The following is a 13,083-nucleotide window of genomic DNA, read 5'->3' as shown; positions in this document are numbered from 1 at the left end:
ATCATGAAACGATTTGAACATCAATGGCAAGACTATAAGTGGGTAGACTGCGAAGCTCCTTCGCAAGAGGAACTTTTAAAGCTGGCCGAAGAGTTTCCAATCCCTTTAAATGCCCTGATGAGTTGTCTGGATCCGGAACATCTCCCCTCTTGCACGTTCTTTGAAAAGTCCTGCTTTTTCATTCTGCGCCACCACGATGCTACGGCAAAACCCAAGGCCGGAACCATTCAATCTTTAACCACCAAAATCGCGTTCTTCGTCGGACGAGACTTTGTCCTGACCATTCATCGCGCCCCCCTAGAATGCATTAACATCAAAAAAGACAAAGTGGCTTTTGAACAGATCCCCTTGCTGGCCCTGGTCAAATCCCTTTGCCTGCAAACGGTGAAAAGCTTTGATGCCCCTTTGGATGAACTCGATGCTAAAACAGATGTTATCGAAGAGCGCGTTTTCACCCTGAAACGCCGAAGCATTCTGCGGGAAGGCTATCAGATCAAACGCAAAGCCGCTTCGTACCGTAAGATTTTTAAGTTCACCCTGGATGTCTTTAACAAAATTCATCAGCACGAAGAACTGCCCCTGCGAGATCTTCAACAGGTGCGCGAGCCCCTGGAAAAGCTCAGCTTCTATGCCGATGACATCTATGAAGAGATCACCGGACTCTTAAGCCTGCATCTTTCCCTGATGTCACAAAAGACGAACGAGGCTTCGTACCGCACCAATGAAGTGATGCGGGTGTTGACCGTGTTCTCGATCTTCTTCCTGCCACTGAACTTCATTGCCGGAGTCTATGGAATGAACTTCGAAAACATGCCCGAGCTGCATCAGCCCAACGGTTACTATGTCACGCTCAGCTTTATGCTGTTCGTGGTGATCGGAATCACTTACTGGATCTACAAAAAGGGCTGGTTGAAAAAAGACGAGCTCTGACCGAAATTAGGTCCGAGCCCGTGCCTGTACAAACGAATAGAAAAAGACTGCATTCGGGTCATTGGCAACCCGGGCCATTTCATCTTTCATCCCCTGAACGACTTCTTCAGAAATACATTTAGCTTCGATCAACTGTTCACTGGCGCTCAGAAGAAGTTCCGTCCAATACTCGATGCAATCCTTGCGCGCCTGGGGATAGCGGTTGTCCAGGAACCAGGTTTTGATCTCGGTGTGAATATCATGGTATCCCAGCTGCATCAGGAAGTTCCCAAGCTTCGCACCAACGAAGGGATCACCACGCTGCTCGAGCTGGTATTCATTAAAGGCCATCCAGTACTTCCAGACATTCGGAGAATAAGGATCCAGGAAGAAGGACGCATTCATCACTTCTGTCACATACACGACGGACCCTGGGCGCAGGACACGGCGAACCTCTGACAAAACACGAATCGGATCCGGAACGTGCTCCAAAATCCAACACAAGAAAGCTCCATCAAAAGAGTTCGACTGGAACTTCATGGAGGTGGCATCCATCTCCTGTAAATGGAAACGCCCTTGTGCAAAAGGCAGACTGGAAAGTCTTTGCTGAGCTGCCGCCAGTTGCTTGGTGCTGCGGTCAATACCGGTTAATTGCAGATCGGGGAAACGGCGCAAAAGGATTTCACTTTGGGCCCCGACTCCACAGCCGACCTCGAGCAAATCCTTTACATTGGACAAATTGATATTCTGGTAAACCGTGTGCTCGCCGAAGCGCGCCTGTTTGCGCAGGCGATCTTGTTCTTCCGCGGTAAAACCATGCAGGTAAGGAAAATCAGCCATTAAACACCTCAATAGTAATTTAATAGCTGCAGACTGCTTTCCTCAAGGAATCTCTGGTTACGGTACACAGCGCGAAGTCCCCAAGTCTTGCTGAAACTCCATTGCGTCTGAATCTGGGTTTTTAGATAGTCCTGTCGGTCCCATGATGAGTCGCGGCGGTACTGCGCCAAAGCCTCTACAGACCAATATGAGTTCACCTGATAATGCAAATCCACCAGCGGACCGGCACCGCCCCATAAATTGTTTTCTGACAGCGTTGCGCCGTAATGCACTTCGCCCTGCAACTGGGCTGTTAAATCAAACTTTCCAAGACCAAAAGTCCAGCCATAGCCCAGACGAACCACGGCTTCATGGACGGGGTTGAAGTTTTCATTTTGAGTGCGTTCCACCCCCAACTTGAATCTCCAGGAGTTTTCCGGCAACAAGGACGTCCACTCACTGGCAGAGATCAACTCAAAGGCCGAGAAGTTTTCCAGATCAAACTTCTTTCGATCGGGTTCGGAATAGGATTCTCCATAGGAAAAATCCAAATCAAAAAAGGAAATCTGGGAATAGCGTGGATAGCCCCACGCCGGATCCAGACGATCATGTAAAGCGAAACGATGGGACAACAACAGATAATCGCGGTCCGCCGTATCGTGCTTGACACCCAGGCCCCAACGGCCTGAAGGATGCGCCAGGTGAGGCTGATCCTGCGGCAGTGGATTTATCGTCACAGCTTCCGGAGCCAGTTCAATTTCACTGCGCTTACCAAGCACCCGCATTTTCAACTGACCTTCGCGACTCGCCTCTTGCACTTCTGTGGAGTATCGAAAATCAATGAAGTCGATAAAAGTGTCCAAAACACGCGCCTGCGAAGCTGCGGGACTTTTCAAAAACTCCTGTGAATAGACGATTTCATCCTGCACCGTGATTTGATGCGCCAACCAAGACAACTGATCTTTTTCACTGTCTGTCAGCCGGTTCCAGCGCACAAAAAAAACTTCCCGCACAGAGGGACGATAAGCGAAGGACTTCACCAGATCTGTTTTCGTCCAGAGAACACGCACGGTGTCTGCCGGTATCACATACTGATCCAGTTTGCTTAGTACGTCCACACTCGGATCTGCGGCTTCCAGAATGCTCAGCATGTGATAGGAGCAGTTTTCAGTCAGATACCAGTAATCAATCCGGGCCGGTCCCAGTTCCCACACATGCGCCACCAGCATCGCGACGGCTTCAGGTCCCAGGCGCAGTTCGTACTCCCACAAGTCGCGCGACTCTGCATTGTTGTATTCACGAACTTTGTAATAGTAAGGAATCGCGCGGAAGGTGCCTGGGAACATTCCAAACAAGCCTTTAAATCCGTATAGGAAAGCGTTGTTGGTGTCTGTGTCCGCTGCGTAGTTCAGGCCATAGTCCAAAAGCTCGTGGCGCTGACCATCTTTTGCGGAGGGCTTTTTATTAATGCGCAAAAACGTATGACCAAAAGCCGAAGAGGGATTGTTCATGTAATAACTGGAGAACACCAAAGAGACGGACTCGCCTTGCAGACCTTTGGCAAAAGCCTCGTAGCGTTCGCAGGAAAGGTCCGGCCACTGAATCTTGAGATCTTTCAGTTGTCCCTTCAACCAGCGATAGCGCGCCGGAAAGCGGCATTGTGCGCGATCGTTGACATCAGTGGCCTCCCCTTGAAAGAAATTCTGTGCCGTGGCTTCAAGTTCGGCCACAGGATTCTTTTTCCCGACGGGTGAATAGAAGAAAGAATCACTGTCGATCTGACTTTCCTGAATACGGAAAAAATCTTTTTCAAAGTGCAAAAGCTTATGCCACTGCCGCTGGTTGCCAAGTCGGCGATCACGAATGGATTTTAGTACTAAATCCCAGTCGGCAGAGGCAGAAAAGGCCTCTTGCGAGGCCCCAAAAATCAAAACAAAAGCTAAGAAAATCCAACGCATAAACCCATCTTTGTGGGTTCATGCATTTTTATCAAGCCTTCTTTTTCTTCTTCCACCAGTAATAGGTGCCGGTGAAGTAAAACACCAGCGGCAGAATTCCTGATACAAACACCAGGAATCTTCCCAGTTCGCCCCAGAAATCACCGACGTGCCAGGCTCGCTGCAAGTCGCCGAACTTTTTCTTGAAGTCACGGTCCTTGACCAGCTTGGTATTCAAAAGCTCCCCCGTGGCCAGATCCCACTCCCAGCCGCTGATACCATGCTCCGGATCACGCGCCAAACCCATCAGCTTATTGTCCTTCATATCAATACGGAACTGCGCAATTTGATCTTCTTCCAGCAAAGAAGACAACACCGGCTGCACGACAGAGAAAGACAAGACTGATGAAGTCGCAGGCCCTCCACCCCCGGGACCGCCTCCCTCACCGGGACCACGTGGGAAGAACCAATCCGGCCTTGCCAGATAAATCCCCGAGAACGTCACAATACACATCAGAATCAAGGAATAAAAACCTAAAAACTTATGCAGCTCCAGATTGAATCCCAGAAAAGATCTTTGTTTGTTATAGCGAAGACTGCGCTTCCAACTTTTTCCCTGACCAGGCCACCACAAGTACAATCCCCCCAAAAGAAGAATCATGCTTAAAACCCCTGTCACCGCCACGATCGTGCGACCGGTCCCACCCGAGAATAAATCATGGTGGAACACAAAAAAGAATCCCCCCAGTGTTTCCTTGAACACCTCGGAGCCTTTGAATTCAAAGGTTGCGGCATCCACATAGGCCGTCACAAAGCGGCGCTTTTGTTCACCCTTGGGAATATTGAACATGATGCGATGATTGTAGCGCGAATCTTCAGAGGCGATCGTCATACGTGTGGGGTTGGAATCCACACCCAAACCCTGACGGGCACTTTGAACAATCCGCTCCAGATCCGGCACCACCGGCGCTGCGGAAGCCACTTTTAGATCAGGCTTCATCAAGGCATCAATTTCTTCGGTATAAACCAGATAACTTCCCGTCAATCCTAGAAGAACAAAGTGAATCCCAATGACAATCCCCAACCAGCGGTGGGCCCATAACATGAATTTGTGAACGGCTCTTTTCATGGCCACTGGATAACGGTTTCAAAGTGAATATACAACTTAGTGACCTTATTAGTTCTTCATTGATGAGATTTTGAAAATCTAATGAAAACCAATTATCAGGAAAATAAAAAACGCAGTGGGGTGACCACTGCGTTTTGATAGATTCTCAACTATTGAGATCTAGATATTAAGCACCACAAACATTGTTTTGGGAAACAACTGCATTGATGTTTGCTTCGATAGAAGCAGGTTGCATGTTTGTTTCAACAAAGATTTTGTTGTAGTTCTTTTTCAAAGTTGTGCCCATAGCTTTGGAATCACAACCCATCAAGTTTGCAAGACCCGCCAAAGTCTCACCTTCACCACGAGCAGCATCGTTAGCCAAAGCCACTTTGTTCACTTCGATGAAAGCTGGAACTTCTTTACCGGATTTGAAGATACCATCTTGCTGGCAGTTCAAAGTCCCTGTGGAGATACCGAAAGTTTGGTTACCAGAAGTGCCGTTTGTAGTTGCAGCAAGAATCTGATTACCACCAGAACCCATGACGATAGAACCCAAGCCACAACCTGCAGAACCATAACCTTGGCCGGACGCTTCTTCCAAAAGACCTTTTTTCTTTTGAGCGTGAGCCACACCAGAAACCAACATTGCTACAACAACAAATTTAACCAACTTCATTTCAACCTCCGAAGTATATTGGATTTGCCTGAAAAAATTGTGTCCTCGAATCACACAAACGGCAAATAGTTTTGTTATCGTTGGGCACAAGGACCTGTACGCAGATGGACACTGGGAGCTAGACCTAAGTCCAAAGATCTAGAACCCATCCCAACGCACGTTGATCTTCGGGAACTCAATCCAGTCTTCTGAAGAAGGGAAGCCCTCCGGACGAGGCTCGGTGCTGCCTTTGAAACTTAGGAACGCAGTCAAGGCACAGATAAAGGCCTCGAAGGCGTGATTGTTTTCGATCATCAACTTCACGTCCTGATCATAGACGAAGGCGACATTGTGAGCACTTAACGCGTGTAAGATCTCCCGTCGGCTTTCATCACCGCCAATGGCATGCTTATGGAAACGCAGGTGGCTTTTCATTACATTTAACGAGCGCCCGATGCGCCAGACGGAAAGCTTTGGAAAGACTTCCACACACTTCATTTTCAAATGACGGCGCAAGAACATGGCACGCGCCAACAACGGGGCACTGTTTGCGCCCATCGCATGTTGCAAGATAAATGGCTCTTCCAGCTCAGAAGACAGGTACATCTCAACGCATCTTTGTGTGTACGGCGTGAAGAGCTTACGTGGTTTCTTCTTCTTGTGCAGCTTGCGAGTGTATTCCCACATCCACTGTACATGGGGCTTCTTGCAGGTCTCTATACTTCCACAACAGTCCTTGGACTCCAGACAGACCGGAAAACGGAAGGGCACGTCAAAGGCCACCATATCAACTTCATTGTGATACTGGTCGATGACTTGCTGAACTTTGAAGTCCGCAGAATGGACTTCATCACTTTTAATTTTTTCAACCAGACGGGAAAGAAAGATTTTCTTGTGCTTGGGATAGTATTCCAGGACAGCAACGCAGGCTTTATCGGATTTGCCGCCCCCCAGGGACAAGCCGATAAAACGATGCACCTCTCCGGCATGTGACGACGACTCGGCCGCAGCTTTTTTGGGAGCTGCGGTCTTCTTCTTCGTCGTTTTCTTTACAGGGGATCGACGGGCTTTGCGTCCATCACCTGGAAGCCGGCTTTTTGGCATGCGTTGGCTACTCCCTCACGTTTATCCGGAGGACACCAGACCAGAACACATCCGCCGCCCCCAGCTCCACAAATTTTAACAGCCTCAGCCCCATTCTGCAAAGAGACTTCGGCAAGCTTGTAGATCTCAGGACTTGAAAATTCCGGGGCCAAACGAACTCGGGCATCGAACTCACGTTTAAACAAGGGTCCCAGCTCTTTCCAGTTTCCTGACCGGACCGCGTGCTCCGTTTCTATGGCAATGCTTTTTAAATCACGCAAGGCCTGAAGAGTCCGGGCATCCTTCACCACAGAGTCTTTCATCACCTCAAAGTTATTCAATCCCGAGTGATGAGCCTTCCCCGTGTAAACCAGCATGAACTTTTCAGCCAATGGAGACTGGGATACCGGCAATACACTTTGCTGGATTCCATCATAGCTATAATGAAGGACATTCAGCCCCCCGGAAGCCGCTGGATAGTAGTCCTGTGTTCCGGTCGGCGTATTCAGAATCTCCGCTTCGATATTATGAGCCACCTGCACCATATGATGAACATCACGGAACGGTTTCCCACAGAATTGCGAAAAGGCTTTCATCAAGCTGATTGTCAGACTTGAGCTGCCACCAAGGCCGCCTCCCACCGGGCTTTGCGAGGAGGTCTTCAGGGTGAAACCTCGCTCAGGCTTCCAATACCGAAGCTGAGTCTGCAACAGAACCATCTTAGGATCCGGATCAGACAACGCATCCACCAGATTGTTATAGGCTTTGCGAATCTTCAGATCAGCGGATTCCAGCACGATAGTCGCATCGTCGTGAGGGGTCAGCTCTGCCACGGTATAAATATCGATGGCCACATTCACGGTGGAAGCTCCATTGATAAACAAATAAAGGGGCCACAAATCCAGTGTGCCCCCTGCCAAATCCACGCGTGTGGGAGATTTAACGACAATCTTCTGCATTACTTTTCTTTCTGCTCGGCCATCATGGCCTGCTGCTCATCCGTCGTGCTTTTCTTATTATCCTTCGGAGCTTCCTCTTCGCGCAAGTCCGCGAGGACAATTTTGATAAAACGATCCAAAGCCCCCGCTTCCATTTTCATCTGCTGGGCCGGTTCGGAAACCTTGGCATAAATCCCCAGATCCTGCGCCTGCCCGACCTCGGCTTTCCATTTCAAATCCTTCATCACCAATTCCATGGTGAAAAGGTTTTTCAATGCGGGAAGCTTGCCTTCCACAATTTCAGAGGCTTTGGCATCTGCGATCTGACTTAGAAGTTCACGCACTTTGTTTTGATCCAGTGTCAGATCTTTCTTGTCCGGCGCCAGCCACTTGCCATCTTCACGGCGGATCAGTAAACGACCCTTGTCGTTTTTGATACTGATCTCATCGACACTGGCAATTTTATGACGTAGGAAGCGGCGTTCACGAAAGTCCATCACGGTCTTATTCACACGGTTCTGCCAGACAGAGTTGACCAGCAGAACACGGTTTTCACCATTACGACGGGCAAAAGTGTTATCCTCGAAGTTGCGTTTCTCTGAAATTTCAAAAACATCCTGAGTGCCAGCCGTGCTTTTGAAAGTGACTTTTCCCAAAGGCTTATCCAGCCCATAGAGGGCCCATTGTATTCCCTCACCCTCTTTGGCCACTTCGATGATACGCTCGGGGAAAGCCCCTTTGACAAAGTCATCCGCTGCGGTATTGTCTGCCGCGTCCTTCAACGGCTCCAGCATGGACCATCCGTCCACGCCGCGCTTCAGAACGATTTTCTGATTACCTTTTTCAACTTCGATCTGCTCCACCTGATCGAACTCCACGGTCATCAGACGGGCGTCCATGGCGCGCTTTTCTTCAGCCTTTTTTTCACTGAAGAAGTCATACACGGCATAACCGCCAAAAATCAGAAGACAAATGACAAGTATTGTACGCCCTTTGAGTTTCATTACGCATTTCTCCTTCTAAGCCACAGCCCAATGCTGGTTCCCAGCAAAAGAATAGGCAGTGGGATGATGAAAGCAAACAAGAAAACACCGAACTTGGTTTCTGTCATAAGCATTTGTGTCGCCATAGGTTCTTTCGGCGTGATGCTGATCAGGTTTTCCTCTTTAGCCAGAGCCGCTATCGAATTCAGAACAAGATCCCGGTTCAAATTCTGATAAAGCATCTGATTGGTCAGGAAGTCCACATCTCCGGCGACAATGGCCGTGAAGTCTTTGGCGTTTTCATCGCCACCCCACTTGCCGCTGACTTCATCCACCAGTGCATAGGCATCCTCAACACCTTCTCCTTTGATCTGCAAAGAAGGGAATGCCATCGCGTTCGGCGCTGTAGAAACAAGTTCATCCACCACGATGCCTTTCACGCTTTCCACCTTCTTCAAAGACTGCGGGAAACGGAACAAGGTTGCTTCGCTGCGACCAAATGGTTTGGTGATCTTGTTGTTCATCGAGAAAATCACACCCAAGGTCGGACCCTGGTTGATCCCGCGGCCCATCACTGTTTCCACCTGATTCAGGATGTAGTTGTTCCCCAACTGCAATCCCATCTTGGAGGTCAATTTTTCAAGACCCGCAGAATTCTGAGACTCCAGGGCCAGCAAAAGGCTGCCGCCGCCCTTCAGGTAATTCTCCAGCGCTTCAATTTCAAAACTCTGGAACCCCTGAACCGGCCCCGCGATCACGATCACATCCGCATCTTCAGGAATCTTCGGATTCTGAATCAACGGCAGCTCCTTGACCAGATAGCGATTGTTTTCCAGCAGGGACTTCAAGGAACCCAGCCCCAGGCCTTCTTTGTTGTCATTGAGGCTCTTTTCACCGTGACCGACCGTGAAATAAACTGTCTTGTTTTTTTCACGCGTCACTTTGACCAGAGCACTTGTGAAGTCCTGCTCATCGATTTTTTCGATGCGATTGCGGCGCCCCTTGTAATCCAGGAACACCACACCACTGCCTTTATCCACGCCAAATTCCTGAGACAGATCCGGACGTTCATTCACTTCCACAAAGTCCAGCTGGATTTTTGAGCTTTGATCCTGATACTTCTTAATCAGTTCCCGGAAAAGACGACGATTTTCCTCGTTGCCCTCAACACCCTTCTTATAGAAGAAGTACACTTTCAGATCGGAATCCAAAGACCTGACCAGCTTGATCGACTGATCCGACAAAGTATTGGTCTGGGCTAAAGAAAAGTCCCAGGTTTTGGTATGACGAACCCCGATGTAGTTCACCACAATCAACAGAGCCAGAGTCAGAAGGATCAAAACCCCCATGCTCATGCCTTCTTTGGTGGTCTTCATGGTGAAGAATTCCTTGAAAAAGCCGCGGTCTTTAACCAGACCCACAATCAGGAACAACACCGCCATCCCCAAAGACAGCCAGCAGAAAGGCACCCATTCACCTAAAAGGTAACGGGTGATGATCATCGCCACCAATGAGATACCAGCAAACAAAAATGAAATTTTACCTAATTTGCTCATTATTATCTCCAACGTGAGGATTCAACAACACGCTCTGCCAGGAAGCAGAACAACACAATAATACTCAGGAAGAAAACCAGACCATTGGTTCGCACGGTGCCTTCCACCAAACCCGACAAATGACTGCTCAGGGACACGTGCTCAAAGATCTTCCGTGCACGTTCCCCGTCCACCACTTCGGTGCCGATTCCAATGAACCAGACAGAAATGTTAAAGATCACCGACGCCACATAAGCCACGATGCTGTTTTCCGTCAGCGAAGACGCAAACAGGTTCATCGCCGCATAAACCCCACCCACCAGGAAAATACCCAGGAAGGCAATAAACAACGGGCCCCAGTTCACAGTTGCCAACAGCGAAGTTGCCAGCGGATACAGCAGTGCCAAAAACACGATGCCCGCGACAGCACCTAAAGCCGCCATATACTTACCCATCACGATCTGGAACGACGTCACCGGCGAGGTCAAAAGCAGATCAAAGGTGCGAAGCTTCTTTTCTTCTGCAAAAAGTTTCATGGTCAACGCCGGCACCACGAAAATCAAAAGCAGATTCAGATAAGAAAGCTGACGCAGGAACACACCATAGTGAATGTTCAACTGATTCTGCGGAACTCCCTGCTGCATCACATAGTTCATCAACAACTGCGAAAACAGATTCAGCTGAATCGGATACACCCAGCTAAACACCAGGCTGACCAAAAAACAAATCATCCAGAAAGTCGAATTCAGATAAAAACCTTTTAGTTCTTTTTTGAAAATCACGAGAGTGCCGCTCATGCCGGGCCTCCTTTTTCCTGTTGTCCATAAGTCAGTTTCAAGAACACATCTTCCAGATCACGCTTGGCGGGGGTGAGTTCCAAAAGACCATAGCCTTTGCCCACCAGAAGAGCAGAGATATTGTCCACCGCTTCTTCGCTGCCCTTGATATCAATGTCCCATTCTTTCGCCGAAGCTCCGGAATGAACCCCGATCACTGAACCCATGTCGGACAAAACACTTTGCATGTCTTCTACGCCTTTGCGCAAACGAACATGCAGGCGGATCTGTCCTTGCTCCATGGTCGCCAGATTGTGAATACTGTCTTCCGCGACAATGCGGCCTTTGTTGATGATGATGACTTTTTCGCAAGTTGCTTCCACCTCGGGAAGAATATGCGTGGAAAGAATAATCGTGTGCTGCCCCTTCAGGGCTTTGATCAGCTCGCGGATCTCAGCCACTTGTTTGGGGTCCAGCCCCACCGTCGGTTCATCCAGAATCAGAACCTCAGGATCCGACACAATGGCCTGCGCGATCCCCACACGCTGTTTGAAACCTTTGGACAAGTGATGAATCAAGCGCTTCTGCACATCGCCCAGATTGGTTTTTTCGATGGCATTTTTAACTGCGCTTTCGATTCTTTCTTTCGGCACTTGTTTCAAGGCTGCCACATAGCGCAGATAATCCTGCACATACATGTCGGCATAGACTGGCGGGATCTCCGGCAGATAGCCGATTCGTTTTTTAACTTCCAAAGGATTTTCAAAAACATCAAATCCTGCTACTGAAGCACTGCCCTGGCTGGGAGCCATAAAGCCGGTGATGATTTTCATAGTCGTGGATTTGCCTGCGCCGTTGGGGCCGAGGAAGCCCACAACATCACCTTTGGAAATAGAAAAGTTTAACTTATCAATGGCCCGTCTTGGACCATAATCCTTCGTGAGATCTTTGACTTGAATCATGGTGCAATCTCCTCTGTAGTCTAAATGAAAATTTTAGGCTGAGCCTGTCACCAGTCAATCCAAAAGGTACCTGCTTACTTTTGCAGAAGCGATGCGCCGTAGTGTCAGGAGAGTGCAAAATTTAATGTGCGTTCGGAATGATACGTCACGCGCCCCAGCTTGTCGCCTTTGATCGGACGAACGAAGCGGCATTCCACGATGACCACGGCCACCTTTTGACCGACCATCAGGGATTTTGCCGATAACGACTCTCGGGCCACCCAGGCGGAGACCTCTTGAATTTCTGCCGGCGTGATTTCCTGATCACGTTGTCTGTGAATAATAGCGTGCGCCCCCGGATAGTCGCGCAAATGCAGCCAGTAATCCCAAGCTTTGGCCTGACGAAGCAGCGCTAAATTGTCTGCCGCGGACTTCCCACAATAGGCTAAAGCGCCTGAATCCAGATGCAACTTGCGACCTCTGGCATCGGCCTTTTTCATCAAGTCTACCAAGGCGGGTTTTTTCTGCTTTTCAGAATAACGACTGTCTTCCAGCTTCTGGATTTCACGAACCAGCTCATCCAGGCGTTCGCGAGCTCCTTCTTTCTTTCCGACCAACTGCTTGGCTTTGGCAAAGCAGTTTTCGATATTCCAACTCAGACTCTGCTTGGTATCAACACAGGACTGTAGATTCTCCGGAACCTCCAGCGTACCATGGGTCTTCAAGAACTGACCCGCTTCATACCACACCTGTTCGCGATCGCTTTCGATTTGTTTTTGAATCTCAGCAAGCGCCCGGCGTTTTTTCTCCAGATCCTTTTGTTTTTGCCGCTCCCACTGCTCGGCCGGATCCAAGATCGTTTTCTTGGATCCAGCCCCCTGCTCAGCCAGCCATTCTTCGTGGATAGCCACCAAGTCCCGGGGCTGCGGAGGATTTTCCACATGCGGAGCCGGAGTCAGCTCCAGGGGGCGGTCCCAGGAAATCTGCTTACCCTGAGACTTCACGATAAGGTTGCTTTGTTTGGGAATCAGGCGAATCTCCAGATCACAATCCGACGAGGAGTTTCTAAGATGAAGTTCGACCACACGACCGAACTCCTCTCGCACCGTCATGCCGGCAAAGAAGAGATTGCGTCCATGGGAATTCAAAAAAAGACTGACAGGCTTGCCCTTGGGGGCCTTTTTAAAAGGGCACTGGTTTTCAAAACACAGCATCATCGGAGTGTTTGGCACAAGGTCCAGTATCAGCCAGAACATACTGCCGCGCAGATGGAACCCCAGGGCCAGACCTCGGTCGTTGGCCTGCACCTCTTGCAATTGAGCACCGTCCAAAATTGGTGCGAAGTAACGGACAAAATGCTGCAGTTCTTGCTGAGTCAGGGCTTTCATCCCTCCAA

The 13,083-nt window shown here is 49.3% G+C and carries 12 protein-coding genes; 1 reads left to right on the top strand and 11 read right to left on the bottom strand.

Annotated elements, in window-relative coordinates:
- Positions 1 to 3 precede the first annotated feature (3 nt).
- A complete protein-coding gene (locus tag ACZ50P_RS04320; RefSeq protein WP_464117983.1) occupies positions 4 to 930 on the top strand; it encodes a CorA family divalent cation transporter in 927 nt (308 codons plus the stop codon).
- Positions 931 to 936: 6 nt separating this feature from the next.
- Here ACZ50P_RS04320 and ACZ50P_RS04315 read toward each other — a convergent pair whose 3' ends face one another.
- From ACZ50P_RS04315 to ACZ50P_RS04265, 11 genes are all read right to left on the bottom strand, one after another.
- Positions 937 to 1,749, bottom strand: coding sequence for a methyltransferase domain-containing protein (locus tag ACZ50P_RS04315; RefSeq protein WP_464117984.1), 813 nt, complete (start codon positions 1,747 to 1,749; stop codon positions 937 to 939).
- A gap of 8 nt (positions 1,750 to 1,757) precedes the next feature.
- A complete protein-coding gene (locus ACZ50P_RS04310) occupies positions 1,758 to 3,686 on the bottom strand; it encodes an Lnb N-terminal periplasmic domain-containing protein (RefSeq protein ID WP_464133719.1) in 1,929 nt (642 codons plus the stop codon).
- 31 nt (positions 3,687 to 3,717) lie between these two features.
- Entirely contained in the window at positions 3,718 to 4,770 is a 1,053-nt protein-coding gene (locus ACZ50P_RS04305; RefSeq protein WP_464133717.1) for a PepSY-associated TM helix domain-containing protein, read from the bottom strand.
- 190 nt (positions 4,771 to 4,960) lie between these two features.
- Entirely contained in the window at positions 4,961 to 5,452 is a 492-nt protein-coding gene (locus ACZ50P_RS04300; protein WP_464133715.1) for a DUF3015 family protein, read from the bottom strand.
- Positions 5,453 to 5,590: 138 nt separating this feature from the next.
- Positions 5,591 to 6,535: a DUF429 domain-containing protein gene (locus ACZ50P_RS04295; RefSeq protein ID WP_464133712.1), complete on the bottom strand. Its 945-nt coding sequence runs from the start codon at positions 6,533 to 6,535 to the stop codon at positions 5,591 to 5,593.
- Entirely contained in the window at positions 6,481 to 7,473 is a 993-nt protein-coding gene (locus ACZ50P_RS04290) for a GHMP family kinase ATP-binding protein (RefSeq protein WP_464133710.1), read from the bottom strand. The genes ACZ50P_RS04295 and ACZ50P_RS04290 overlap by 55 nt, the downstream gene beginning before the upstream one ends.
- Complete coding sequence (locus ACZ50P_RS04285; protein WP_464133707.1) at positions 7,473 to 8,456, bottom strand: DUF4340 domain-containing protein; 984 nt, start codon at positions 8,454 to 8,456, stop codon at positions 7,473 to 7,475. Before ACZ50P_RS04285 ends, ACZ50P_RS04290 begins: the two co-directional genes overlap by 1 nt.
- A complete protein-coding gene (locus tag ACZ50P_RS04280; protein WP_464133705.1) occupies positions 8,456 to 9,991 on the bottom strand; it encodes a GldG family protein in 1,536 nt (511 codons plus the stop codon). The genes ACZ50P_RS04285 and ACZ50P_RS04280 overlap by 1 nt, the downstream gene beginning before the upstream one ends.
- 2 nt (positions 9,992 to 9,993) lie before the next feature.
- Positions 9,994 to 10,767 carry an ABC transporter permease gene (locus ACZ50P_RS04275; RefSeq protein ID WP_464117992.1) on the bottom strand — a complete coding sequence of 258 codons (774 nt, stop codon included), beginning with the start codon at positions 10,765 to 10,767 and terminating at the stop codon, positions 9,994 to 9,996.
- Positions 10,764 to 11,708, bottom strand: a complete 945-nt coding sequence (locus ACZ50P_RS04270; protein WP_464133702.1) for an ABC transporter ATP-binding protein — start codon at positions 11,706 to 11,708, stop codon at positions 10,764 to 10,766. The genes ACZ50P_RS04275 and ACZ50P_RS04270 overlap by 4 nt, the downstream gene beginning before the upstream one ends.
- A gap of 104 nt (positions 11,709 to 11,812) precedes the next feature.
- Positions 11,813 to 13,075, bottom strand: a complete 1,263-nt coding sequence (locus ACZ50P_RS04265; protein WP_464133701.1) for a DUF814 domain-containing protein — start codon at positions 13,073 to 13,075, stop codon at positions 11,813 to 11,815.
- Positions 13,076 to 13,083: the final 8 nt, after the last annotated feature.

It is taken from the genome of Bdellovibrio sp. CKG001 (genome assembly GCF_055397465.1).
This window is presented reverse-complemented; position numbering and strand designations above follow the sequence as displayed.

Bases quoted from the DNA above. Each gene is read 5' to 3' on its own strand.
- ACZ50P_RS04320 (WP_464117983.1), top strand. From the start codon at position 4: ATGAAACGATTTGAACATCAATGGCAAGACTATAAGTGGGTAGACTGC.
- ACZ50P_RS04315 (WP_464117984.1), bottom strand. From the start codon at position 1,749: ATGGCTGATTTTCCTTACCTGCATGGTTTTACCGCGGAAGAACAAGAT.
- ACZ50P_RS04310 (WP_464133719.1), bottom strand. From the start codon at position 3,686: ATGCGTTGGATTTTCTTAGCTTTTGTTTTGATTTTTGGGGCCTCGCAA.
- ACZ50P_RS04305 (WP_464133717.1), bottom strand. From the start codon at position 4,770: ATGTTATGGGCCCACCGCTGGTTGGGGATTGTCATTGGGATTCACTTT.
- ACZ50P_RS04300 (WP_464133715.1), bottom strand. From the start codon at position 5,452: ATGAAGTTGGTTAAATTTGTTGTTGTAGCAATGTTGGTTTCTGGTGTG.
- ACZ50P_RS04295 (WP_464133712.1), bottom strand. From the start codon at position 6,535: ATGCCAAAAAGCCGGCTTCCAGGTGATGGACGCAAAGCCCGTCGATCC.
- ACZ50P_RS04290 (WP_464133710.1), bottom strand. From the start codon at position 7,473: ATGCAGAAGATTGTCGTTAAATCTCCCACACGCGTGGATTTGGCAGGG.
- ACZ50P_RS04285 (WP_464133707.1), bottom strand. From the start codon at position 8,456: ATGAAACTCAAAGGGCGTACAATACTTGTCATTTGTCTTCTGATTTTT.
- ACZ50P_RS04280 (WP_464133705.1), bottom strand. From the start codon at position 9,991: ATGAGCAAATTAGGTAAAATTTCATTTTTGTTTGCTGGTATCTCATTG.
- ACZ50P_RS04275 (WP_464117992.1), bottom strand. From the start codon at position 10,767: ATGAGCGGCACTCTCGTGATTTTCAAAAAAGAACTAAAAGGTTTTTAT.
- ACZ50P_RS04270 (WP_464133702.1), bottom strand. From the start codon at position 11,708: ATGATTCAAGTCAAAGATCTCACGAAGGATTATGGTCCAAGACGGGCC.
- ACZ50P_RS04265 (WP_464133701.1), bottom strand. From the start codon at position 13,075: ATGAAAGCCCTGACTCAGCAAGAACTGCAGCATTTTGTCCGTTACTTC.